This window comes from Olivibacter sp. SDN3, from assembly GCF_014334135.1.
Taxonomy (GTDB): domain Bacteria; phylum Bacteroidota; class Bacteroidia; order Sphingobacteriales; family Sphingobacteriaceae; genus Olivibacter.
Genome location: NZ_CP060497.1, coordinates 4,334,672 through 4,358,430, shown reverse-complemented (window position 1 = coordinate 4,358,430; position 23,759 = coordinate 4,334,672). Strand labels below are relative to the sequence as shown.

Sequence of the window (23,759 nt, the reverse complement as noted above, 5' to 3'; positions counted from 1 at the left end):
TCTGTTGGAGATTAAAGCTTATTTTTTACTGCGCATACATGTGCAGCGATACTGGTAAATCCTATAATGCTTACCGTACTTAAGGGCATCAGTATCGCTGCAAATAAGGGCGACATCGTTCCCTGGACGGCGAAATATAAGCCTATGATGTTATACGTTAGCGAAATGCAGAAACTTGTATATATAATGTTCATGCCCTGTTTTGCCAAGCGCATGAATTGTGGTAATTTCCTGAATGATTGCCCTTCGAGTATGGCATCACAGGCCGGTGAAAAGTTATTGATATTATCGCTAACTGCTATGCCCAGGTGAGCTTTTCTCAGGGCTCCGGCGTCATTCAGGCCATCGCCCAACATGGCGACTTTTTTAGTCGTTTTTTGTAGATCATTGATATAATTCACTTTATCGGAGGGTGATTGATTAAAATGTAAATATTCTTTTTTTGGAAATAAGATCTCCAAAGCCTCTTGGTCGCGATTCGTATCTCCCGATATTAAGTGTAGTTCATAACGTGCCTGCATTTTGTGCAGCACATCGCCCAGTTCACTGCGCCACTGACGTTTGGTGTAGAAACTCCCTTTCATTACACCATTGATGCTTATGTACGTTTGGGCCTTTTTATCCATTGCTTGTGTTAAACCCAGAAATGCAGCGTTTCCTATGATGACGTAGGTGTTTTTATCAATTTCAGCCTGAATGCCACTACCGGGAATCTCTTTATAGATCCTTATCTGAGGAAGGTCGGGCAGCACCAGTTCTTTTTCCAATACCCGAACAATCTCCCGACTAATGGGATGATTGGAATTTCGACACACCGCAAATGCCAATAGCTTTTCTGCAGTAGTCAATGAACCGTTAAAAGAGAGTTCAGTGGCATTAATCGACGTAATAGTACCTGTTTTATCAAATACCATAGTGTTTACACCGGCCATTTTTTCCACAGATGCCGTGTTTTTAAGGTAGAAGGAATGCCGATCGAATATACTTAGGACTGCCGACAAGGTAAATGGGGAGCTCAGTGCCAACGCACAGGGGCAAGCGATAATTAGCACTGCTGTAAAAGCTCCCCATGCCAAATAGCTATTGTGTTGTAATAGCCAATAAATTGCACTCGTGAAGGCGATTGTTAAAAGCACTAAGGTGAAATATTTACTAACGGTGTTGCTGAAAGTATTGAAAGGGACCCGATCTTCTTCTTGCTCGGTATTATTCCATAAGCTTGTTAAATAACTCTGTGATACGGGCTTCACTACCTCCAGTTCAATAGCTCCTTTTGTTTGTTTTCCACCAGCATATATGATTTCTCCCAATACTTTTTCTACTGGTTCTGCCTCGCCGGTAACAAAGCTAAAATCGATGAAAGCGCCCCCTTTTAACAATATGGCGTCTGCCGGTACGATTTCGTTGTTACGGATCAGGATCCGGTCGCCCACCTTCAGTTGGGCAAGGGGGATAGCTTTTTCATGGTTTTCTGCACTTATACGTGTAACTGCTACTGGAAAGTACGACCGATAGTCGCGTTCGAAGGAGAGGTGATGATAGGTCTTTTGTTGCACCCACTTACCGATAAGCAGGAAAAAGACCAACCCACAAAGCGTATCTGAAAACCCGGCCCCGCTGCCGGAGACAATTTCTATAACCGACCGGATGAATAAGATTGCGATTCCTAAAGCGAGCGGCACATCGAGGTTCAATTGCTTTTGTCGCAAGCTGAACCAGCCAGAGCGAAAGTAATCCCTGCCACTGTATAGCATGACAGGGAAGGCAAAGCACAGATTGATCCAACCAAAAAGTGAAGCGTATTTTCGTTCAAATTCAGCCATACCAAAGTATTCCGGAAAACTGATCATCATGGCATTTCCGAAACAGAATCCCGCTACGGCTATCTTTTTAATCAATCCGTTTTGATTGATTTCTTTGTTGTCTTTTATAACATCTTGCAAGGTGATAACCGGAGGATATCCTATATCTTTTAAGAGCATTACCAGCTCTTTCAAAGAAATGCAAGTATGGAGGAAGCTTATCCGAACTTGTCGTTTCATAAAGTCTGCCCGGGAAACGATAATATGTTCGTTTATCCTATACAGATTTTCCAATAGCCATACACAAGAGCTACAATGGATATTAGGGATGTAAAGGTTAATGATACTCAGCTTATCGTCTTTAAAATCAAGTAGTTTTGAGGCAATGATCTCTTCATCCAGATAATTAAGATCAGCTATTCCTTCACCGGTTTTTTTCCCTGGATGATTATTATAGGTATAATAACCGGTTAGATTATTGTTACGGAGTAACAGATAAACACTTTGGCAGCCAAGACAACAAAAGAAATGCTGGTTTATTTGGTATAGGTTATCACTCACTTTGTCACCACAGTGATAACATTGCTGATCTGCACAGGTAAGTGTTTTGGTTCCCATTAAAAGATACGTTAAATTGCTTTACTAAATGTTTGTTTATCACTGTTACCTCCCAACATATCCAGCCTTTCATCAAATGCCATACAGATATTCCGTAAGAATGATTTACCGATAGGTGTAACCACTAGGTCATCGTTTTCCAGTGATAGCAGGCCGTCTGTTACAAGTGGTTGTATGCGCTTCAGGGTAGGTAACGACAAAACAGTATTCATAATATTGAGTTTCCTCTCGCACATCATGGAATGTATTTGTTCTTTTACCATTAGATCTGTATTACTATGCACATGGCCCTTCAGCAAGGGGAGTTTACCATCATCGATATATTGTTTATAATCCTCAACATTTTTTATGTTCTGGGCAAAAGCATCTCCGGTATCACTAATAGCAGAAACCCCTAAGCCCACAAGTAGGGATGTTTTTATATCGGTATATCCCATAAAGTTACGGTTCAATTTTCCAGCAGATGCCGCAATCGAAAGTTTATCGCCGGGCAAAGCGAAATGATCCATACCGATATCCCGGTAACCGGCATTTTTTATCATTTCTTTACCGGTAATATAAAAACCGAATTTCTCCTGTTCGGTGGGTAAATCGCTTTCGGTAAACATACGCTGTCCAGGCTTTAACCAGGGCACGTGTGCGTAGCTGTAATAAGCAATGCGGTCTGGCCGCATTGCTAAGGCTAGGTTGATGGTTTCTTTGATACCCTGTAATGTTTGTAAAGGCAGGCCGTAAATAAGATCAAAGTTTATTGAGGTGTAACCTAATTTATGGGCCTGTTGTATTACCCGGATGACATCCGCGGGGTTTTGCTGCCTATTGATGATCTTTTGCACTTTGGGATCAAAATCTTGAATCCCCAAACTCAAGCGTCTAAATCCCAGATCATAAAGTGTTTCCAAATGATCGCTGCTTGTATTGGCGGGATGTGCCTCAAATGAAAACTCAGCTCCAGCTAAGGTTTCCGTGTCTTCCAAAATTGCTGATAGAAGTCGAGCTAAGTTTTCCGGACTGAAAAAAGTAGGCGTTCCTCCACCCAAATGGATGTCGTGAATACGTGGTTTATATTCAAAATAAGATTTATAATACTGCCATTCTTTTAATACAGCCTCAACATATGGCTGTTCTACTCCATGATTTCTGGTAATCCGGGTATTGCAACCGCAGTACGTACATAAACTTTCGCAAAAGGGGAGGTGTATGTACAAACTAATGCCATCACTTTTACTTTTTTGTGCTGCTTGCGCAAATTTGTCTAACCAGATTTCTTCACTCCATTGATCCTTATCCCAATGAGGTACTGTGGGGTAGCTCGTGTAACGTGGAGCAGCCACATTATACTTTAATAATAAATCTAAGTGCGAAGGATTATTCATGTGCACGTTTTGTCAAAAATTCAATAATAATTTATTCAGTGCCGTGAGAAGTACCATTACATATTTTTTGGCAGCAACAGGCCTTACCCACACATTTACCAGCCTCCCACGAGTTTAAGTTCTTGATCGTTTGCCTGGCCGTATTTTCTGCCGACTGATCATCAGTATGGTTATTAGCTACTTTGATGCCCAGTGTAGCGGCAGCATTAAGGTCTATGTGCGCGGTTGTTTTAGATCTCGTGATAATATGTTTTATACCGATCTGTTTAAGTAAAAACAACAAACGCTCATCGAGCCTATCCCATTCCGAAATGATTACGACAGTTTTACCTGAACAATAAGATAGGGTTGAGTAGTTTAAATCATTGGATATCAGTGTTAAGTCATGTGTTTTAGCATTTGACTTGACAAGGAATTCTTTCTCATTTTTATTTATACTATAAGCAATTGCTTTCATGTAGTTGGGTCTGTCAATTAATCTGTTGTCTCAACCATTATAAGTTAGGAACAAAGCTAAATGGCAAAACCAAGAAAGCCTATGAAATCAGGCACCTTAAAGAGTGACGGTGCTCACTTTTTAAAGGCCGTAGGGTAATCTGGCTTAATAAATAAAATTAGTTTTTTATTGCTTGATTTTACTCAATTTTTGGATGGAGTGTATAATGATGGCATTACCGTCTTTGGAAAGCAGTTTCTCATCTTTGAAATCAGCTAATGTGCGACTGATAGTTTCGTTTGCGGTACCCGCCATAGCCGCTAAATCGTCTCTGGAAATACGAATAGTGCAAGTATCGTGCTTTTCTTCTGCCGTAAACTTCTTAGCTACTACTACCAATGCGTCAGCTACACGTTTTCGTACCGAATGATAGGCCAGTCGGAGCAATTGTTCTTCTTTAACACGGATATTGGTCGATAATAGGCTTATAAATTTTTGCGCCACGGCAGGGTTTTGATATAGGAGTTCAAAAAAGCTATCCTTGTTAATTAAACAAAGCTCACTATCTTCAATAGTTTGTGTATTATCAGAGTACTTTTCGTGTGCCAACAGTGCTTCGTAACCAAAATAATCCCCTGGCGTATATATGTTTGTTGAAAGTTCGCGCCCATCGTGGTAAAACAGGTAACTTCTCACTTTTCCGCTTTTTACCTGATAGATAAACAAGGGGGTATCACCTTCTTCGTATATACCTTGTTTCTTTTTATATAGCTTATTACGTCCTTTCAACTGAAGATCATTGAGCAGGAGCTTTTGTTCTTCTGCGCTTAGCCGCTGGTTTGCTGTATGTATTCCATTTTTTTCTTTCTTCTTCAGACGTATTTCAATGGCATTGAGCAGCTCCATATCGTCAAAGGGTTTGGTGAGGTAATCGTCGGCCCCCATTTCCATGGCTTTACGCATATCAGCTCTCTCGGCCTTAGCGGTAAGAAAGATAAAAGGTATATTCGATGTCTCGGCATGTTTACCCAGCAGAAACAACACCCCGTAACCATCAAGGTTAGGCATCATAATGTCGCATAAAATAATATCAGGACGATGTTGCAGAGCGATATCCACTCCAGACTTGCCTTCTGCTGCACTTCGTACATCGTATCCAGCCATTGCCAATATTTCCGCTGTACTTTCTCTGATATCGTCGTTATCTTCTATGATCAATACTTTCTTCATACGAAATTGCTTGTTTTACCTATAAATTACTAACCTTTCAAATGCGTAAAAATCAAGGTAAATATAGTACCTTCATTTTGATTACTTATAACGTTTACCTCACCATTCATGAGTTGTACGTATCGTTTCACGATATTGAGTCCCAGGCCAGTTCCTGGAATATTTCCCGTATTATTTGCACGGAAAAAGGGTTCAAATAAGCTTTTCTGTTCTTCTTTCGGTATACCTATCCCATTATCCCTAACTGTTATAATGCATTTATTTTCAGTAATTTCGCTATTGAACTCAATAAAAGTGTTCTCGCCCGAATATTTGACGGCATTAGAAATTAAATTGATGATGCTGTTTTTCAGCAAATTCGGATCGAGCTTGAACATTCCCGTTGAACCCGTGTGTTGGTAAACAATATGCTGGTTCTGTTTAGCCAACAATTGCATTTCTTCCGTGATATCTTCCGCCAGCTGAACAATATTGGTTTGTTCGGCAACCGCCATCACTTTTCCCGCTTCAAGCCTTTCCAGTGAGAGAAAATCATTCAGAATATTCGTCAGTAACTGTACTGATCCCTTTATTTTATTGGTATGTTTAGTGATGTTTTCAAAATCATGTTTATCCAGATAGCGCTCTATTAGTGAGGCAGAAAGCTGAACCGAACTCAGCGGCGTCCGGAATTCATGGGATGCCATTGATACAAACCTCGACTTTAATTGATTAAGATCTTTCTCCTTTTCCAATGAAAGGCTCACGTCTTCTTTTGCTTCTTCCAGTTCGCTGATCACTTTGACAAGGTCTTTCGTTCGTTCGCGAACCTTATTTTCAAGTTCCTGTGTATATTCCAACAATTGTTCTTCGGCTTCTTTCTGTTTAGAAAGATCATGTATAAAACCGGTGAAAATTTTTCGATCTTTATAACTCACTTCACTCACCGCTAAACGAAAAGGGAAGGTGCTGCCATCTTTTTTCTTACCCCGCACCTCTCTTCCAATACCAATAATATGTTTTTTCCCGGTATGCAAATAATTGCTGATATAAGAATCATGCCTACTGTGGTCGGGTTCTGGCATCAACATCGATATATTGTTCCCAATAACTTCTTCCGCGGTATAACCAAATAAGGTAAGCGCCGCCGGGTTGATAGATTCTACGACGCCACGATTATCGATAGTAATGATACCATCAATAGCATGATGAATAATGGCTTCGAGTAGTTTGGCTGATTCCATCATAAAGTTATCATATATTTAGGTCCAATATAAATGGTTTTTCACGCAAAAAAAAGAGGCGCACAACATGCGCGCCTCTTTTTTGTTTTCCCGTTATTTATTTCTTACTTTTTGCAGATTGCTGCTGGCGCATATATTCTTCCATCCTACGCTGAAAAGATGATTTTTTACTTGCTTCAGGTTTCTTTTTATTTGCCTGAATCATACCGTGTATCTTTTCATCGTTGATCGATTGTCTGATGAATACCTGTATGACGAAGGTAAGACAAGTAGAAAGGAAATAGTAGTAATTTAAACCGGCAGGGTAACTGTTAAGTACGAAAAAGAAAATAAGTGGCATAAAGTAACCAATATATTTCATTTGTCCGGTAGCACCAGACACCAGATTGTTATACCAGGTAGACACTAAAGTTGCGCCGGTCATCAATATACACATCAAGCTAATGTGGTTGATATTCAGAATTGGGATATTCGGGAAGCTAGCGATTGAATCGTAAGTTGACAGATCTTTCATCCATAAAAAACTTTCTCCCCGCAATTCAAAAAGGTTTGGAAAGAAGAAAAAGAAGGCAATCATGAAAGGCATCTGCAGAAGCATCGGAATACAGCCACCCATTGGGTTAACACCCGCCTGCTTATATAGTTTAAGATATTCCTGCTGCAACAAGGTTTGATTATCTTCACCAACTTTAGCCTTTATTTCATCCATTTCAGGCTTAAGCACACGCATCTTAGCCATCGAAACGTAAGATTTGTAGGTAAGAGGTGAAAGCACTAGTTTCAACAATACCGTTAGCACCAAAATGATCAGACCGTAGTTCCAATTAAATCCTTCCAGCAGATTAAATACGGGCAAAGTTATAAAGCGGTTAATCCATTTCATTGGGCCCCAACCCATATTGATCTGTTTTTCCAGGTCATGGCCGTGATCCTTCAGGATGCTGAATTTATTAGGACCAAAGTAAAAAGACATGGGATAACTGTTAATGTCCTGGCGGTTAAAGTCTAACTTGAGGTTAGCAATGAATGATTTAACAATATCGCCACCATCTACCGTTATCACCCTTACAGAACCGCCACTAAATCCATCCTGTGCCAAAATGACATTTGAAAAATAGTGCTGTTTAAAAGAAACCCAATCTGTTTTTCCCAACTCTTTGTCATCGTCACTGGTGGTACTAAGCTCGTCAACGTCTCCGTCAAATTCTTTGAAGTAAGCTGTTGAGCGATTGCGTTCATCTTTGAGGTCTTTTTCTTTCTGGGGCAGCTCCGCCTGCCAATTTAAAATCAACTGATTTTGATCAGGCGCTACCACTTCATGCATGCCTTTAGTCACAACGGTGAAACCCAGTTGGTAGCTATCCCCCTTGATACTATAGATATAATCAATATACCTGTTTTCGGCATAGTTCAGACGGAAAGTAACCGAAGCCGAGTCGGTCTCAGCTACCGTGATATTACTATTATTTTCTGGTAAAAAATACAGGTCGTTGGTATTGATATTGATACCTGCCGTAGTAAATTGCAGGCCAAATCTATTTTTATCCCCGCTGAATAATTGCAGTGGGTTGCCTAAATAATCTTTTTCACCTTTAATTTCAACAGATTTAACCCTTGCACCTTTTGTACTGATATTCGCTTTGATAACGTCATTCTCCAGTACAATAATTTCTTCATTCCCTACTTTAGCTGCTCCAAAAGGCCCGCTTATCGCTGCAGAATCAACAGTACTGGCCTCCAGTCCTTGCTGTGCCGCAAACAGACTGTCTTCGATAGTACTTTGGTTTTCCTCTGCTGGCGACGATTTACTTTGAGCGATGGAATCCTGTAGTTGCTGTTCTTTTTTTATTTCCTCTTCTGAGGGTTTCATCAAAAATACCGATCCTGCTAAGATTACCATGATCAAAAACAGGCCAGTAAAGGTATTTCTATCCATTTTTTATATTACGATTCAGTCTAAAATTTATATTTAATTTAAATTTCACGGCGTGTAAGTCCGTTAATATTATTTCCTCTTCTCCGCTTTAGCTAAAGAAGCGGCAACAAAGTTAACAAAAAGTGGGTGAGGATTAGCTACTGTTGATTTTAATTCTGGATGAAATTGTCCGGCAACAAAAAACGGGTGGTTTTTTAATTCAATTATTTCCACCAAATTATTATCTGGATTTATACCAGAAGCGACCATTCCAGCTTCTTCGAACTGTTTTAAATACTTATTATTGAATTCGTAACGGTGTCTGTGGCGTTCACTAATCCTTGCTTTGCCATAAATATGTGCTGCCTTTGTGCCTTTTTTAAGTTCGCAGGGATAGGCCCCGAGCCGCATTGTTCCCCCCATGTTTTTAATATTCTTCTGTTCTTCCATAAGGTTGATAACAGGGTGCTTAGTTTTAGCATCCATTTCAAAACTATTGGCACCTTTTAAGCGCAGCACATTGCGTGCAAATTCGATTACGGCAATCTGCATGCCCAAACATATGCCAAAGAAGGGTATATTATTTTCTCTTACATATTGAATAGCTGTTATCTTACCATCCAGGCCGCGTTCTCCAAATCCGGGGGCAACTAAAACGCCATGTAAACCTTTTAGCTTTTCCACTACATTTTCCTTATCGATACTTTCGGCCGCAATACTTTTAACGGTAACCTTACACTCATTTTTGGCGCCTGCATGTATAAAAGCTTCGTTAATAGACTTATACGCATCAGGAAGTTCAATATATTTACCAACCAACCCGATTTTTACCTCGGAAGTTGGATTTTTAATGCGTCCTAAAAAAGCTTTCCAGTTTTCCAGATCAGGTTCATTTTTATTGGATAATTTCAATTTAGCAAGTACCGTTTTGTCCAATTGCTCTTTTAACATCAACAAGGGTACATCGTAAATGGATGATGCATCGGCCGATTCGATGACCGCATTTATGTTAACGTTACAGAATAGCGCTATTTTTTTCCGAATATCATGACCGATTCTATGCTCCGTTCTGCAAACTAAGACGTCAGGTTGAATACCATATTCCAACAGCATTTTAACCGAGTGCTGTGTTGGTTTTGTCTTTAATTCGCCCGCGGCAGCCAGATAAGGAACGAGCGTTAGGTGAATCACCAGTGAATCGTTGTTACCTAACTCCCAACGTAACTGCCGAACCGCTTCAATGAAAGGTAAGGACTCGATATCACCCACTGTCCCGCCGAGCTCGGTAATCACAATATCATACTCACCTGTTTCACCCAAAAGCCGCATACGCCTTTTTATTTCATCGGTTATATGCGGAACAACCTGTACCGTTTTACCCAGGTAGTCACCTGCACGTTCACGCGCGATAACATGCTGATAAATTCGTCCGGTAGTTACATTATTGGCTTGTGAGGTAGAAGTGTTCAAAAAACGTTCATAATGGCCAAGATCAAGATCTGTTTCGGCGCCGTCTTCGGTTACAAAACACTCTCCGTGTTCGTAGGGGTTCAAGGTACCCGGATCGATATTAATGTAAGGATCAAATTTTTGAATGGTAACTCTGTACCCTCTCGCTTGAAGTAGTTTTGCTAATGAAGCCGAAATGATACCTTTACCTAAAGATGAAGTAACACCGCCCGTAACAAAGATGTATTTGGTCATGATAATAAAATGGAAAATTTTGTGCTGTGTTGCTGCTTTATTGCATTATCAGCATGTTCTTGTACGGGATACAAAAGTAGCGTTTTTTTTGGTCTTTTCTAGCAAGAAAAGATTATTTCTTCAGAATAACTATAAGTATTTGATTTTGAAAAGCGTAATTTTTCAGTTGCCGGTTACATGGAATAAGCCAATTCAAGCACTTTGATCCACATATGGATCCCAAATCGTGCATGATGGCCAAAGTGTTATCACGAGAGGGGTTGTATATTAACGTAACTTTAGCTAAGTTTGTATACAATCAAAAACAGTAAGTAGTATCTTGAATTTTAACGATTTTAATTTTGACGAAAGGCTTCATGAAGGCCTGAGTAGCATGGGTTTCAAAACCCCTACACCTATCCAGTCAGAAACTATTCCCATTATATCAAATAAACATGATCTTATAGCATGCGCACAGACAGGTACCGGGAAGACTGCGTCCTATCTTTTGCCGATAATGGATGCCATCTGTAAGGATACAGATAGACCTGCTATAAGCGCTTTGATCTTAGCGCCAACAAGAGAGCTAGCGGTACAGATAGACCAACAGATAGAAGGTTTAGCCTATTTTACCGGTATAAGCTCTATCGCCGTGTATGGTGGCGGAGACGGGATTGGGTATGAACAACAACGTAAGGCCCTCCGGGAAGGCGTAGACATTGTTATCGCAACACCTGGGAGGCTTATTGCCCATATCACTTCGGGATCCTCCCTGTTGAACAATATACGGTTTTTGGTATTAGACGAGGCCGATAGGATGTTGGACATGGGCTTTAAAGATGATATTTCGCGTATTGCCCGACAGCTCCCAACGCAGAGGCAAACCCTATTGTTTTCTGCTACCATGCCCCCCAAGATACGTACGTTTTCAAAAACAATGCTCAACTCTCCCCAACAGGTAAATATAGCTATTTCGCAACCTGCAGAGAAAATCAAGCAATTACAGTATCGGGTGTTTGACGAACAAAAAACAGCTTTAGCCAAGTTCGTGCTGTCGGCGGAAGATTATAAAAGTGTTATTATCTTCTCCTCGACAAAAGAAAATGTCAAACAGCTGGATAAAGAACTTCATAAAAGTAACCTTAAGGTTAAAGCTTTCCATTCAGATCTGGCACAGGAAGAGCGGGAGAAAATTTTGCTTGAATTCAAGAACAGGCAATTAAACGTGCTCGTTGGAACAGACGTGCTATCGCGGGGTATTGATATTGAGGGTATCGATTTGGTCATCAATTATGACGTGCCTTCAGATCCCGAAGATTATATTCACCGAATAGGTCGTACGGCCCGGGCAGAACGTACTGGTACGGCTATTACCTTTGTTAACAATCGGGATTATAGAAAATTGCTTTCGATAGAGAAATTGATGGAGCGAAAGGTAGAGGAAGGTCTTTTGCCCGAATTCCTAGGAGAGGGACCGAAGATTGTACCTATTCAAAAAAGAGGGAACAAGAAAAGAAAAGGAAACGGCGGTAAGGGCAAGCACAAATTTTTTAATAAAAAAGGAAAGAAAGAGAACAGTGGAGAATCTAAAGCCTCTTAGCGATTACTTTTTATAAGAACTATGTTCATCAGACTGTTGAGGAAAGTCCATCTAGGTATTTATGTTTTTTGGGTGGTTTTCTTTTTTTGCCTGTTTTACCCCTTTCTTTATTTTGCCTCCAAAAATCCAGATAGACATTTCTCGTTAATAGTAAATATACGCAAAACGGTAGCCTGGTTAAGCACGTTTTGCAGTGGCTTTTTCTACAAAGTATCTTTTTCCGCACCGATTGATTGGTCAAGAACCTATGTTATCTGCCCCAACCACACTTCGTTATTAGATATTTCTTTTGTAGCTATAATATGTAAATTGGATTTCTCTTTCATGGGAAAAGTGGAGTTGTTAAATAACCCAGTTACGCGTATCTTTTTCAATACCATCGACATACCTGTAAACCGACTGAGCAATATTTCATCATATCGCGCTTTTAAACAGGCGCAATCACGTCTTGCAGCTAACAAAAGTGTGGTCATCTTTCCTGAAGGTAGAATCGACGATACCTATCCTCCTATATTGCAGTCTTTTAAAAATGGACCGTTTAAATTGGCAATTGAAAATCAAGTGCCTATTTTACCCCTTGTTATGCGTGATGTTTGGAAGTTGTTATGGGATGAAGGGCGGAAGGGGAGCAAACCTGGTTTTTGCCGCATTGAAGTATTAGAACCCATCGAAACGCACAATTTTAAACCAGAAGACGCCGATTTACTAAAAGATATGGTTTTTAGGTCGTTTACCACCTATTTAAATTAGTTAATCGTGTAACATTTAACTTAACTTTCCGTCATAAGTTATATCAAGTATCATGCTATGTCATCACCACTTATAGATATTAAAGAAATCGGCAGGAAATATGTCATTGGTGCAGAAACCATTCATGCTTTAAAGTCAGTTACCCTACAAATCAACAAAGGCGAATTTGTGGCATTAATGGGACCTTCAGGGTCTGGGAAATCAACCCTGATGAATATCTTGGGCTGTTTGGACACGCCAACCCGAGGGGATTATATACTAAATGGTATTCGGGTAAGTGATATGACAGATGATGAGCTGGCGGAGGTACGGAATGAAGAGATCGGTTTTGTTTTCCAAACCTTTAATCTTTTACCGAGATCTACCTCTTTGGATAACGTGGCATTACCTCTTATTTATGCGGGATTGAATAAAACGGCGCGCGTAGAGAAAGCACAGAAGGCTTTGGAGAGCGTTAATCTTGGTAATAGAGTAGATCATAAGCCGAATGAGTTATCGGGTGGACAGCGTCAACGTGTAGCCATTGCGCGTGCTTTAATTAACGATCCGTCTATCATTTTGGCCGACGAACCTACTGGTAATCTAGATACCAAAACTTCCGTTGAAATCATGGGGTTATTGGAAGAAATACACTCCAAAGGAAACACTATTGTATTGGTTACCCATGAAGAAGATATTGCGCAGCATGCCCACCGCATTGTACGGATGCGTGATGGATTAATTGAAGATGATTATCCCAACCCGGAGATCAAGAACGTCTCACCAAGGTTAGCAGCGCTAAAAGAAAAAGGTACTGATTTCGAAGGGATTTAAGCAGTGATGAACCGATGAAACCTGCATACATAGGTTGCCCTTTACAGAAAAATAACGCATATAAACCTCATTGCCATTAAAATAAAGAACAGTTTATTCTAATGAAACCGAGATGTAAATAATATTGACACGCAGGGAAATGATTATTGACAAGTATTTACATTTTCAGGTGTCAATGAGCTTCGCTGTCGCTTCGGTTATTTACATCGAGCTCTCATCAGCCATTAACCGCCGAAGGCAGCATGAATGCTTATAAAAACAAGCAAAAAATGAATAAAAGAAAATAAATAGATGAAAATATATACCAAAACAGGAGACAAAGGGCAGACATCATTAATCGGGGGAACTAGAGTTTCCAAATACCACGAGCGGGTAGGGGCTTATGGAACACTGGATGAGCTAAACTCTTATATAGGCCTTATACGCAGTTACGACATTGATTTACGGTCAAAAGAAGAGCTGATAGCCATTCAACAACTGCTATTTGCCATTAGTGCCTTATTAGCTGCAGATCCTGAGAAATCTAAGATGAAATTATACACTATCCTGGACAGCGATATTGAATATTTAGAAAAGGCGGTTGATTTCATGGATAAGCAGTTAAAACCGTTGAAAAACTTCATCCTGCCTGGAGGTAACATCGTCGTTTCACATATTCATATTGCCCGTTGTATCTGCAGGAGAGCGGAACGGCTAGTTGTGCGTGTGGCAGAAAACAGTAATGTTCAGGAACTTATCATAGTTTATCTCAATCGTTTGAGCGACTATTTGTTCGTACTGGCAAGAAAAGTGGCCCAAGACACGAATTGTGAAGAAGTAGCATGGTATCCTCGGGAGCAATAAGTTTTTTAATAGCGCATTCCTTCAGCGAACTTATCAACCCCCTTTGCCGGCTTCCAGTCTGATTCGGGTTCAAAATAATTCCAGAGATAAGCTGATATTTTTCTAGCTAATTTCCATGCCTCATTATTTACTTTCCAACTTTGGTCTTTCAGGTTTTTAGTAGCAATATAGCATACATAATCTCCACTTGGCGCATTCACCATAAACAGCTCCGAACGCGAGTCGTTCACCATTCCCTGTTTGGATGCCGTTTGTATGTAGGGCGGTATTTGCGAGAGCGCGTATTCGTCATAATAAATATTGGTAAGCAAGCGATACATTCTTTCAGAGGCTGCCGGATTAATGATTTCGCCGTTTCTGATTTTTATTAATAATTTTGCCATCTCCCTAGGCGTTGTTTGTCCCCATCCATATTTTTTCCAAATTTCTTCACGGCCTTTAGTTCTGGAGTTTACTTTGGTATTCGGAAAGCCATAATCGTCCATTAAGTGATTGATAGCTTCGCCACCACCAGCCAGGCTCTGGCACCACAATGACGTAGTATTATCGCTATAAGTAATCATTAGCGCAGCTAAGGTGCTGAGATCTGTTTTCGTACTATCTTTAAAGAATTGCATCAAGCCAGAACCACCGTATTTAATGGAATCGTGGTAAACCAGCTCTTCATGGTATTTAAATTCACCCTGATCTATTTTGTCAAATAACCCCACCAGTATAGGTACCTTTACGATACTTGCTGTTGGAAATATCGTGTCGGCATTTACAGACGCCTTTTCACCCGTCTTCAGATTATACACGTAAACGCCCGCGGTGCCCTTAAAAGATTTTATCATTTTCTCCAAAGCATGTTGTAGCTTATTTTCCGCTTGCTGGGCCGGTAGTTTAACGTTGCAAATTGTTAGCGATAGCAAGGCCAGTAAACGTATAGTAATTATTCTGCGGTGCATATACCAATGGTTACTTAGTTTAAAGTTTGAAATTTTAGCAATAAATCTAGCGCTTAACAACAAATGAGCAAGAGACAAAAGCTATATGACATTGCCGTAAAGCATAATCTATTTAAGTTTATTCAAATCATCCGGTTCATCAATCGCCAAGGTTTCCAAAGATGTCTCTGCCGTTTTAATACGATAGCCATTTTCCAACCAGCGCAATTGCTCCAACGCTTCCGCTTTTTCCAATGCAGATATCGGCAGATTAGTCAATGCTGTCAACACTTCACATCTATATCCATAGATGCCGATATGTTTATAATAAACATAATGTTCGAGCCAGTTTTCAGGAGCAATATCCCGTTGAAAGGGGAGGGCGGTACGACTAAAATAGATTGCTTCCTGCATATTGTTCAACAATACCTTGGGCGTATTCGTATTGAACAGCTCATGGTAGGTATTTATTTTTTTTACCAATGTTGCAATTTGTGTTTCACTATTTTCAAAACAACTGGCAAGTAGTTCTATCTGTGCCGGATCTATATAAGGTTCATCGCCCTGGATATTAATAGCGATATCATATGTATTTTCAATTGCAATTACCTCAGCACATCTATCCGTTCCGCTCTGATGGGTAGGGGCGGTCATGATAACCTTTCCTCCAAAGCCGTCAACATGATGAGCTATCCGATCGTCGTCTGTAGCCACTACCACTTGCTGAAGCGAGGGCGCTTTTGCGGCCTGCTCATACACACGCTGAATCATACTCTTCCCATGAATAGCTACTAAAGGTTTACCCGGAAAACGAGTCGAGGCATAGCGGGCTGGTATAATTCCTATAATATTCATGTTTTCTAGTTATCAGTTATCAACAATTAGCCCGGAGCTAATCGTGTGTTCATCACTTTAAAACAATCCGTTCAAGTTCTTCTCAATTTCTTCAATAACAAAACCGAGATCTTCCGGCTTATTGGCAAAATCCAGTTTATCCTTATCCAGTATCAGCAATTTCCCGCCCTTATAACTGTTTATCCATTTTTGATATTTATCATTTAATTTAGATAGGTAATCAAGCCTTATACCCGCTTCGTAGTCGCGCCCACGTAATTGTATGTTGTCTACCAAGGTAGGAACCGAAGCTTTCAGATAAATCAGCAGATCAGGCGGTTTAATGAATGAGACAATACTTTCAAAAATACTGCTATAATTATCAAAATCCCTAGAGGTCATCAGTCCCATATCATGCAGGTTCTCTGCAAATATATAGGCGTCTTCATAGATAGTACGGTCTTGTATGATGTTTGCATTTCTCTTCTGGAGTTCTAAGATATGCCGAAAACGACTGTTCAGGAAGAAAATCTGCAGATTGAATGACCAGCGCTTCATGTCGCTGTAAAAATCTTCCAGATAAGGATTATCTTCTACCGCTTCAAATTGTGGTTCCCAGCCCAGATGTTTGGCCAAGAGTGCCGTTAAGGTCGTTTTACCCGCACCAATATTACCTACTATAGCTATATGCATGTTTTTTTATTTAATATAAATCGGCTATTTTATTTAACAATAACACGTTTTTATCACTTCCGCAAAAAAGCATTTATAATACCCTAAGTTTTGCGGCTAAAATTTACGGAATCCAATAATCTCTCTTACATCTTTAATCGTTTGCTGCGCACTTTCCCTTGCTTTTTCAGCGCCAAGGTTTATCACTTTTCGAATATATGCGTCATCAGCAGCAATTTCTTCAATTCGACTGCGAACCGGCTCAGTGGCCACCACCATATCTTCTGCTAACTGCTTTTTTAGATCACCATAACGTATTTGGCATTTGTTATATAAATCATCAAAATGTTGCACCGTATCTGAGGTTGAAACCACTTGCATTAAGTCAAAAAGATTCTGTATTTCTGTTGGTTTAACCTGGTTTTCCTGCGTAGGACCGCTGTCCGTGACCGCTCGCATAACTTTTTTACGTATAGCTTCGGGTTTGTCCGACAGGTAAACGCAATTGGCATCTCCTTCCGATTTGCCCATCTTACCTTTTCCATCAAGGCCAGGTATTTTTATCAGGTTGTTACCATAGCTAAAAGCATAAGCTTCCGGGAAATATTCGTTTTTGTACAATCGGTTAAAGCGGTTACCGAAGGTACGTGTCATTTCTAAATGTTGTTCCTGATCTTTTCCCACAGGAACCTTTGTTGCCCTGTGTAAAAGAATATCGGCGGCCATCAACACGGGATAGGTAAGTAATCCGGCATTGACATTATCCGGATTGGCACGTACTTTATCTTTGAAAGAAGTAGCCCTTTCCAGTTCCCCCAGATAGGCATTCATATTTAAATAGAGGTAAAGCTCTACTACTTCCGTTACATCGGACTGCACATAAATAGTTGCCTTCTCCGGGTCGATACCGGCTGCTAAATATTCTACAATAACTTGTTTTACATTGTCTTGCAGGTTTTCGGGAGTAGGATGTGTAGTTAGTGAGTGCAGATCGGCAATAAAGAAAAAGCAGTTATATTCATCCTGCATTTTTAAGAAATTCTTTATTGCACCATAATAATTTCCAAGGTGTAATTTTCCGGTACTCCGGATTCCGCTAACAACTGTTTCCATATGACGGCGAAAATAAGGAATTCTTCCTATATTTCCGCAAGACTCCTTCAAGCATGCGGTGATTTTCGGCGAAACACTTAATGATTAATCCGGTTTAAACCTCATTGACATGTCTTATACGGACATAGCTATAACAATTTAAGACGGCAAGCCGGGACACAGCGATCAACTTCCTAATGTATTCGGACAAACTTCGACTCTTCTCCACATTTCCAACAGGTTTTGTTCAGGTTTTCATCAGATATACCTGGTAAAAACCTGACGGGATCTGATAAAAACCTGGTAAACTATCGAAGGTAGTAGGGTAAATGTACGAAGCTGTTCCGAAAACATTTCCCAAATGATATTACACAATATTCACCTTAGGTTTAAAGGCAACTTTCATTAATATATCATAGAAATTAAGGGTAAGTTCTTTTCATCGACAACCGCACCCTCTCGCAGGAACATGCCCAGCAGGCCATAGATAATCAGCTGGACGGGAACCACTGGGAACAGCGGTCCATGGCATTGAGGCCGCTACACCTTCCGAAACCATCCCGATTTCATCGGGATAGCTTGATTGCCTTTGAAAACAGACAAGTGAATCAAAAATAACTATCTTTACAACGGAAAGGAAACCGTTTACGGTTCATGAGGACCGATAAAGAGCAAGTTGTTTACCGAATAATTGCAGGACAGACTGGCACTGTACGATTACGGGGCAAGGTTCTATGACCCGGTGATCGGTAGGTGGGGAAGCGTTGATCCGCTGGCGGAGAACCATTATGAACATACACCGTACAACTATGTGCTGGGGAACCCGGTTAAGTATGCTGACTTTATGGGACTGGATACGATCTCACTCAACAATAATACATAGGCTCCAAAAGCCGGGGATGACGTTCAGTTGGATGATGGTAGTTATGCTGTAGCATCAATAGATGCTGCCGAGGTAACAGCAAAGGTAGATAAGCCGAAGGATAATAGCTGGCTGCCGGAATTCAGTAAATGGAACGGGGGTATCGGTACACTTGCTGGCGGGGTTGAGATTCTTTCCGGAAGTGCCAGGATAGGAACTGAGTTCAAGTTACATAAGCCCATTTTAGATTTTAGACAATATCTCCCAACTACAAAAATAGCTACTTTAGGAAAGCTGGGAGGTCTTGCAACACTTGGTTTGGGAACAGTCGTAGATGGTGTTGGTGTTCTAAATTACTATAGGCTAGGAGCAAGTAATCCCAATTCGATTAGCCCTGCTAAGTTTGGGGTCAATACTGGGGTTGGAGTTTATGGGCTTTTAGGAGGAATCCCTGTGGCCATAGTTGGCGCTGGATATTACGGGATTGATACGTTTTATCCGGGAGGTTTTCCAGCCGCTATGGATAAATGGGCAGAGATAGATAAAAACGAACGGAAAAGTACAGGATATGGCATATTGACCGGGCCAAAAGGTTTTTAAAGATGAGAAATATAGTCAAGCCCATTTATTTGTTCTTTTTGGAGATTTACTTGTTTTTTGAGTCGATCTCCAATGATGGATTTAGTGAATGGAAAGCAGCATTAGTCGTTCAAACATTGCAGATTTTTATTTTACTGATCTTGTTTGGCTGGCTTGAGATAATTACAGGTGGAAATATTATTCCTACTGGGGATCCAAAATTGTGGGGTATACCAATAGCAATAGGATTGGCAATCATTAATTACTGTTTATTCTTGAGGCACAGTGACTTGAAGACCGAATATCTCAATGAGCTAAAAACACTTTCGAGAAAGAAAAGGGCTATTATTAGTGTCCTCACTATAATTGCTTGTTTAAGTGTTGCCCTACTTTTGGTTTTTACGTTTTACAAAAAAAGCCAAGTGAATTGGAGTTAGGGTGCTCTCAAAGGTGTTATAAAGAAAATAACCCGATCTTCTGACCGGGTTATTTTTATTTGAGTATAGCCTGTAGCTTGCTTTTTGCTAGGAAAGCATCGAGCAGGGCAAACATATGTTCCTTTTCGCCAGCTTCCAGCTTTTCAATATCCTGCAACCTTTCCACGGTCTTTCTGTCGAATGCGGCGCTGGTGGCCTCACCCCGTTCATATTTGCCTATCATCTCCCTTGAGACCTTGCTGTTGGTGGCGAGATCGGTCTGCGACCATCCCCGTTCTTTGCGCAGGGAAGTGATAATATTACCTTTTTCCATAGCTTATATTGCCTAATTGTGAACTATAATCACCTGTTACTGCAAATTTACGTAAATAAAAGCCATAAAAAAACCGGATAAGACTTGTATATTTTGGTAATATCAGATGATCAATCCAACCTAAGCACCAACCGGAACGAAGAACGAAATAACCCCTTGTAAATGCACTTTAAACCGCTATCTTTGGGGAAAGAAGAGTTCTTTGAATACAGCCTGAACCGTCGGTAGGAAACTTCACCGGAAACGTAAAAATCTGCAAAAGGACGTACGATTACGGCGCCAGGTTCTATGATCCGGTCATCGGAAGGTGGGGTAGTGTGGATCCATTGGCTGAGAAGTATTATTCCTATTCCCCTTATGGATATGCTATTAATAATCCGATAAAGTTCCTAGATCCCGATGGAAAGGATATCGAAATCTTCTACAATGTACGGGACAATAAGGGGCATTGGGTAGAGAATTCTTTCGTTTTCAATGGTTCTAACATGTCCAAAGCACCGGATAATTATTTCGTTCAGAATGCACTGAAAGCGTATCAATACAATGTCGAAAATGGAGGAGGAGATAATTTAAGATTAGCAGCGAATAGTGAAGATTTTACAGTATCCTTATATCAGTCAACAGACGATGTTCACCGGGAAGGAAAGGTTTATTGGAATCCATTTACTGCTCATGAATATGGCGATGTAACTTTATCTGCGGCAACAGCCTTAGAGCATGAGGTCTCTCATGCGGTGTCGTTTTTAACAGATCCCAAAGCTCATAAGGAAAGACAAAACCAATTTGATAATCAATATGAAACTAAGGAAGAAAGAAGAGTGATAACGGGATCGGAAAGGAAAACTGGAAGAAATAATGATGAACTAAAGCCAAATCAAGTTAGAAAATCACATAATGCGGGAAAATCTATTATGACGTATGATCCAACCTCCACTAAAGAATCGTCCGGTCTTCCTTGGTCTATATTTGATAACAACTTCCAAAACAATAATATTCTTAATAGGAACAGTAGACCATTTTTCGAATGGTAAATGTTACACATGAATAGAACCGAAATGAAAGAAAACTATAAAAAAAACATTGGTCTTATTCTGATCGTATTTATACTCCTTAGTTGTACAGGAGGTTCTAAAAATTTTCAGAAGGAGCATAATAAAAAAATAGAGATATATTATTTCAAAGGGTTAGTGGATGCAGCAGTTCCTTGTGATAAGGAATTTTCGTCCTCGGAAGTAGAGGATCTTGGTCAACGATTAATCGATACAGCCGTTTTTCTGGAAATAGCAGAAAGAATTGGTTATTTGAACAAGAATATTGACGCTAAGGAAGATAATTGCAATTTTAGAATGCAATGTAATCTATATAATGAAAATGGAAGTAAACAACGACTGTGCATTAGCCAGTTTAATTGTATGGTAGTTAACGGGGAAAAAGTAAAGGATGACAAAAAATTGATATATCTCTTAAGAAAACTTAGTGGCTATTACAATTATTTTGATTCCGATGTAGTGAAATCCTTCAGTGAAGTGGAGCAATTTGGTGTTCCAGATTCTTATAAGAATAGTAATGAAAATATCGAACAAAACAATTCAAGATTATATGCAAAAGTCGTATTATTACAGAGGTAAGGAATCAGTAAGCGACTGAATCTGTATGATTACGGAGCAAGGTTCTATGATCCGGTGATAGGAAGGTGGGGAAGCGTGGATGCGCTAGCGGAGCAGATGCATAGGCATTCGTATTACAACTATGCATTCAACAACATGATGAGGTTTATTGACCAGGATGGGATTGCATCTATTGATCCCCCGACTAGAAAAAGCAGATAAAGGTAGCAGGTGTTGTGTCGGCAGGAACCTGTACTATCATCGGAGCTCCTATAGGTTTGGCAGTTGGAAGCATTGCAGCTGGTGGACTTATCGCTACGAGAAGAACTCAAGAAACCCTAGCGGATTTGATAAAAAACAGAGGTTAGGAAATACCTACTCCGCACGTTCGTGAAGGGAAAAATACACGACCAGCAAGAGAGGATGAGTTAACGGATCAAAAAAAGATAGATTATGGAAAGTATAAAGCAATTGATGGATTGGTATGCTTCGAATTGTGACGATGATTGGGAACATACGTTTAGTATAAAAATACAAACTATTGATAATCCAGGTTGGAGTTTTAAGGCGGATATTATGGAGACGGAAGTTGAAGGTAAAACCACTTTTGAAGAATCAATAGATGATGACAATGACTGGTATAATATAAAAAGTGACGGTGAAACTTTTAAGGGATATGGAGATCCGACAAAACTCGGTTTCCTGCTTAATAAGTTTGCCGAGTTTGTAAAAACACCTGTTAACGAGATACCGCTTTCATGAACATACTTTAAGATTATGACAATAAAACTATTCATCGTTCTTTTTCTCTCTATACTTGTCTCTCCTTTGCAGAACAGCTGTGAAGCAAATAATGGAGACGGGATTGTTACAGGTGCCGACCAAGTGGAAACTTATCTTCCTTTGTTAAAATGGAAGCGAGTGGGAATGGTCGTCAATCAAACCTCTATCATCGGTAATCAGTTAAGTATTGATAGTCTGCACGCCCTTGGCGTAGATATCCGCTTTGTTTTTGGACCCGAGCATGGGTTCCGTGCGAATGCCAGTAATGGGGCTGAAGTGGACGATGAAATAGACAAAAAAACCGGAATACCCATTATATCGCTTTATGGTAAAAACCGAAAACCTTCCAAAGCAGCCTTGGATTCCATCGATGTAATGGTTTTCGACATACAGGATGTGGGTTGCCGTTTTTATACCTATATCAACACCTTGGCTGATGTGATGGAAAGCTGTGCGGAACAAGGTAAAACCCTCATGATATTAGACCGTCCGAACCCAAATGGCTATGTGGATGGACCTATACTGGACATGCGCTTTAAGTCGGGTATCGGAAAATTTCCAATCCCTATAACGCATGGAATGACGATGGGTGAATTTGCACAAATGATAAATGGTGAGGGGTGGCTTCCGAATGGTTTGCATTGTAAATTGCAGATCATTCCCCTGAAAAACTACGACCACAGCTTATACTACGAACTTCCGGTCAGTCCGTCACCTAATCTCAACTCGCAAGCGTCTATCATCCTCTATCCGTCCATTTGCCCATTTGAGGGAACCATTATCAGTCAGGGCAGAGGCACCCACATGCCATTTGCAGTCCTTGGCGCACCAGCGCTTAAAGGAATCTACGATTTTTCATTTAAACCGGTCAGTATACCGGGGATGTCTGAAATGCCGCTGCACCAAGATCAGACCTGCTATGGTATTGACCTGAGGAACTATGATATCAAAAGTTTACATGCGTCTGGAAAAATCAATCTCCAATGGATGATAACATCTTATCGGGACTATCCCGACAAGCAACTGTTTTTCGATTCTTCTTTTAGCAAGGCGATGGGGAAGATAGAAAACCTGATGGGGTATGATCAATTTCGGAAACAGATAGCGGAAGGGAAAACGGAAGAAGAAATAAGGGCTTCCTGGGAGCCGGGGCTTAGTCAGTACAAGCAGATGCGTATGCAATATCTGCTGTATGAATAAAATAATGCCCTTCATAATTTCTTATCCGAAACTGCCACCCATTTGGAATAAAGGTAGATACATGGCTATAAGGATGATACCCACAAAAATTCCGAGAAAAATGATAATAAAAGGTTCCATCAGTGAGGAAATCATGGCCGATTGGTGCTCATTAAAATGCTTCAT

At 40.3% G+C, this 23,759-nt stretch carries 25 protein-coding genes; 12 read left to right on the top strand and 13 right to left on the bottom strand.

Annotated features, from left to right (window positions below; translation table 11 throughout):
• Positions 1-11: 11 nt before the first annotated feature.
• From H8S90_RS18165 to H8S90_RS18135, 7 genes are all read right to left on the bottom strand, one after another.
• Positions 12-2,420 (bottom strand): heavy metal translocating P-type ATPase metal-binding domain-containing protein, encoded by a 2,409-nt coding sequence (locus H8S90_RS18165; protein WP_187339264.1) that lies wholly within the window; start codon positions 2,418-2,420, stop codon positions 12-14.
• Positions 2,421-2,431: 11 nt separating this feature from the next.
• On the bottom strand, positions 2,432-3,796 hold the full coding sequence (hemN, locus tag H8S90_RS18160) for an oxygen-independent coproporphyrinogen III oxidase (protein ID WP_187339263.1): 1,365 nt from the start codon (positions 3,794-3,796) through the stop codon (positions 2,432-2,434).
• A gap of 31 nt (positions 3,797-3,827) precedes the next feature.
• On the bottom strand, positions 3,828-4,253 hold the full coding sequence (locus tag H8S90_RS18155; protein ID WP_187339262.1) for a lactate dehydrogenase: 426 nt from the start codon (positions 4,251-4,253) through the stop codon (positions 3,828-3,830).
• A gap of 165 nt (positions 4,254-4,418) precedes the next feature.
• A complete protein-coding gene (locus H8S90_RS18150) occupies positions 4,419-5,462 on the bottom strand; it encodes a response regulator (protein WP_187339261.1) in 1,044 nt (347 codons plus the stop codon).
• A gap of 29 nt (positions 5,463-5,491) precedes the next feature.
• On the bottom strand, positions 5,492-6,685 hold the full coding sequence (locus tag H8S90_RS18145; RefSeq protein ID WP_187343096.1) for a PAS domain-containing sensor histidine kinase: 1,194 nt from the start codon (positions 6,683-6,685) through the stop codon (positions 5,492-5,494).
• 97 nt (positions 6,686-6,782) lie between these two features.
• Positions 6,783-8,621, bottom strand: coding sequence for a membrane protein insertase YidC (gene yidC / locus H8S90_RS18140; RefSeq protein ID WP_187339260.1), 1,839 nt, complete (start codon positions 8,619-8,621; stop codon positions 6,783-6,785).
• 69 nt (positions 8,622-8,690) lie between these two features.
• Positions 8,691-10,304 (bottom strand): CTP synthase, encoded by a 1,614-nt coding sequence (locus H8S90_RS18135; RefSeq protein ID WP_222852127.1) that lies wholly within the window; start codon positions 10,302-10,304, stop codon positions 8,691-8,693.
• Between the two features lie 319 nt (positions 10,305-10,623).
• Here H8S90_RS18135 and H8S90_RS18130 point away from each other — a divergent pair, with 319 nt between their 5' ends.
• The 4 genes from H8S90_RS18130 (at position 10,624) to H8S90_RS18115 (ending at position 14,289) form a co-directional block, all read left to right on the top strand.
• Complete coding sequence (locus tag H8S90_RS18130; protein ID WP_187339259.1) at positions 10,624-11,883, top strand: DEAD/DEAH box helicase; 1,260 nt, start codon at positions 10,624-10,626, stop codon at positions 11,881-11,883.
• Between the two features lie 21 nt (positions 11,884-11,904).
• A complete protein-coding gene (locus tag H8S90_RS18125) occupies positions 11,905-12,633 on the top strand; it encodes a lysophospholipid acyltransferase family protein (protein WP_187339258.1) in 729 nt (242 codons plus the stop codon).
• Between the two features lie 57 nt (positions 12,634-12,690).
• Entirely contained in the window at positions 12,691-13,446 is a 756-nt protein-coding gene (locus H8S90_RS18120) for an ABC transporter ATP-binding protein (RefSeq protein WP_187339257.1), read from the top strand.
• 291 nt (positions 13,447-13,737) lie between these two features.
• Entirely contained in the window at positions 13,738-14,289 is a 552-nt protein-coding gene (locus H8S90_RS18115) for a cob(I)yrinic acid a,c-diamide adenosyltransferase (RefSeq protein ID WP_187339256.1), read from the top strand.
• Between the two features lie 5 nt (positions 14,290-14,294).
• Here H8S90_RS18115 and H8S90_RS18110 read toward each other — a convergent pair whose 3' ends face one another.
• The 4 genes from H8S90_RS18110 to trpS form a co-directional block, all read right to left on the bottom strand.
• Entirely contained in the window at positions 14,295-15,236 is a 942-nt protein-coding gene (locus tag H8S90_RS18110; protein ID WP_187339255.1) for a serine hydrolase, read from the bottom strand.
• 108 nt (positions 15,237-15,344) lie between these two features.
• The gene (kdsB, locus tag H8S90_RS18105) at positions 15,345-16,070 is read right to left on the bottom strand and encodes a 3-deoxy-manno-octulosonate cytidylyltransferase (RefSeq protein WP_187339254.1); all 726 of its coding nucleotides are present in this window, start codon (positions 16,068-16,070) and stop codon (positions 15,345-15,347) included.
• 57 nt (positions 16,071-16,127) lie between these two features.
• Positions 16,128-16,742, bottom strand: coding sequence for a deoxynucleoside kinase (locus tag H8S90_RS18100; RefSeq protein WP_187339253.1), 615 nt, complete (start codon positions 16,740-16,742; stop codon positions 16,128-16,130).
• A 96-nt stretch (positions 16,743-16,838) separates the two neighbouring features.
• Positions 16,839-17,834, bottom strand: coding sequence for a tryptophan--tRNA ligase (gene trpS / locus H8S90_RS18095; protein ID WP_187339252.1), 996 nt, complete (start codon positions 17,832-17,834; stop codon positions 16,839-16,841).
• A 670-nt stretch (positions 17,835-18,504) separates the two neighbouring features.
• Between trpS and H8S90_RS18090 the strand changes: the two genes are divergently transcribed.
• From H8S90_RS18090 to H8S90_RS18080, 3 genes are read left to right on the top strand one after another with little or no spacing between them, the layout of a single operon-like run.
• A complete protein-coding gene (locus tag H8S90_RS18090; RefSeq protein WP_187339251.1) occupies positions 18,505-18,696 on the top strand; it encodes an RHS repeat-associated core domain-containing protein in 192 nt (63 codons plus the stop codon).
• Positions 18,697-18,723: 27 nt separating this feature from the next.
• On the top strand, positions 18,724-19,275 hold the full coding sequence (locus H8S90_RS18085; RefSeq protein ID WP_187339250.1) for a hypothetical protein: 552 nt from the start codon (positions 18,724-18,726) through the stop codon (positions 19,273-19,275).
• Positions 19,276-19,277: 2 nt separating this feature from the next.
• A complete protein-coding gene (locus H8S90_RS18080; protein ID WP_187339249.1) occupies positions 19,278-19,691 on the top strand; it encodes a hypothetical protein in 414 nt (137 codons plus the stop codon).
• A 55-nt stretch (positions 19,692-19,746) separates the two neighbouring features.
• Here H8S90_RS18080 and H8S90_RS18075 read toward each other — a convergent pair whose 3' ends face one another.
• A complete protein-coding gene (locus H8S90_RS18075; RefSeq protein ID WP_187339248.1) occupies positions 19,747-20,004 on the bottom strand; it encodes a helix-turn-helix domain-containing protein in 258 nt (85 codons plus the stop codon).
• A gap of 317 nt (positions 20,005-20,321) precedes the next feature.
• On the opposite strand from H8S90_RS18075, the gene H8S90_RS18070 reads away from it, so the two are divergent.
• The 5 genes from H8S90_RS18070 (at position 20,322) to H8S90_RS18050 (ending at position 23,594) form a co-directional block, all read left to right on the top strand.
• Positions 20,322-21,035: a hypothetical protein gene (locus H8S90_RS18070; RefSeq protein WP_370525656.1), complete on the top strand. Its 714-nt coding sequence runs from the start codon at positions 20,322-20,324 to the stop codon at positions 21,033-21,035.
• 9 nt (positions 21,036-21,044) lie between these two features.
• Positions 21,045-21,632 carry a hypothetical protein gene (locus H8S90_RS18065; RefSeq protein ID WP_187339247.1) on the top strand — a complete coding sequence of 196 codons (588 nt, stop codon included), beginning with the start codon at positions 21,045-21,047 and terminating at the stop codon, positions 21,630-21,632.
• Positions 21,633-21,635: 3 nt separating this feature from the next.
• The gene (locus H8S90_RS18060) at positions 21,636-21,833 is read left to right on the top strand and encodes an RHS repeat-associated core domain-containing protein (RefSeq protein ID WP_187343093.1); all 198 of its coding nucleotides are present in this window, start codon (positions 21,636-21,638) and stop codon (positions 21,831-21,833) included.
• 231 nt (positions 21,834-22,064) lie between these two features.
• A complete protein-coding gene (locus tag H8S90_RS18055; protein WP_187339246.1) occupies positions 22,065-22,373 on the top strand; it encodes an Imm53 family immunity protein in 309 nt (102 codons plus the stop codon).
• Positions 22,374-22,388: 15 nt separating this feature from the next.
• Positions 22,389-23,594, top strand: a complete 1,206-nt coding sequence (locus H8S90_RS18050) for an exo-beta-N-acetylmuramidase NamZ domain-containing protein (protein WP_187339245.1) — start codon at positions 22,389-22,391, stop codon at positions 23,592-23,594.
• Between the two features lie 21 nt (positions 23,595-23,615).
• Here the strand turns inward: H8S90_RS18050 and H8S90_RS25955 are convergent, their stop codons facing one another.
• Positions 23,616-23,759 carry a hypothetical protein gene (locus H8S90_RS25955; RefSeq protein ID WP_222852126.1) on the bottom strand — a complete coding sequence of 48 codons (144 nt, stop codon included), beginning with the start codon at positions 23,757-23,759 and terminating at the stop codon, positions 23,616-23,618.

Bases quoted from the DNA above. Each gene is read 5' to 3' on its own strand.
- H8S90_RS18075 (WP_187339248.1), bottom strand. From the start codon at position 20,004: ATGGAAAAAGGTAATATTATCACTTCCCTGCGCAAAGAACGGGGATGG.
- H8S90_RS18125 (WP_187339258.1), top strand. From the start codon at position 11,905: ATGTTCATCAGACTGTTGAGGAAAGTCCATCTAGGTATTTATGTTTTT.
- H8S90_RS18065 (WP_187339247.1), top strand. From the start codon at position 21,045: ATGAATAGAACCGAAATGAAAGAAAACTATAAAAAAAACATTGGTCTT.
- kdsB (WP_187339254.1), bottom strand. From the start codon at position 16,070: ATGAATATTATAGGAATTATACCAGCCCGCTATGCCTCGACTCGTTTT.
- H8S90_RS18165 (WP_187339264.1), bottom strand. From the start codon at position 2,420: ATGGGAACCAAAACACTTACCTGTGCAGATCAGCAATGTTATCACTGT.
- H8S90_RS25955 (WP_222852126.1), bottom strand. From the start codon at position 23,759: ATGAAGCATTTTAATGAGCACCAATCGGCCATGATTTCCTCACTGATG.
- H8S90_RS18155 (WP_187339262.1), bottom strand. From the start codon at position 4,253: ATGAAAGCAATTGCTTATAGTATAAATAAAAATGAGAAAGAATTCCTT.
- H8S90_RS18050 (WP_187339245.1), top strand. From the start codon at position 22,389: ATGACAATAAAACTATTCATCGTTCTTTTTCTCTCTATACTTGTCTCT.
- H8S90_RS18120 (WP_187339257.1), top strand. From the start codon at position 12,691: ATGTCATCACCACTTATAGATATTAAAGAAATCGGCAGGAAATATGTC.
- H8S90_RS18150 (WP_187339261.1), bottom strand. From the start codon at position 5,462: ATGAAGAAAGTATTGATCATAGAAGATAACGACGATATCAGAGAAAGT.
- H8S90_RS18110 (WP_187339255.1), bottom strand. From the start codon at position 15,236: ATGCACCGCAGAATAATTACTATACGTTTACTGGCCTTGCTATCGCTA.
- H8S90_RS18115 (WP_187339256.1), top strand. From the start codon at position 13,738: ATGAAAATATATACCAAAACAGGAGACAAAGGGCAGACATCATTAATC.
- yidC (WP_187339260.1), bottom strand. From the start codon at position 8,621: ATGGATAGAAATACCTTTACTGGCCTGTTTTTGATCATGGTAATCTTA.
- H8S90_RS18145 (WP_187343096.1), bottom strand. From the start codon at position 6,685: ATGGAATCAGCCAAACTACTCGAAGCCATTATTCATCATGCTATTGAT.
- H8S90_RS18055 (WP_187339246.1), top strand. From the start codon at position 22,065: ATGGAAAGTATAAAGCAATTGATGGATTGGTATGCTTCGAATTGTGAC.
- H8S90_RS18135 (WP_222852127.1), bottom strand. From the start codon at position 10,304: ATGACCAAATACATCTTTGTTACGGGCGGTGTTACTTCATCTTTAGGT.
- hemN (WP_187339263.1), bottom strand. From the start codon at position 3,796: ATGAATAATCCTTCGCACTTAGATTTATTATTAAAGTATAATGTGGCT.
- H8S90_RS18100 (WP_187339253.1), bottom strand. From the start codon at position 16,742: ATGCATATAGCTATAGTAGGTAATATTGGTGCGGGTAAAACGACCTTA.
- H8S90_RS18080 (WP_187339249.1), top strand. From the start codon at position 19,278: ATGAGAAATATAGTCAAGCCCATTTATTTGTTCTTTTTGGAGATTTAC.
- trpS (WP_187339252.1), bottom strand. From the start codon at position 17,834: ATGGAAACAGTTGTTAGCGGAATCCGGAGTACCGGAAAATTACACCTT.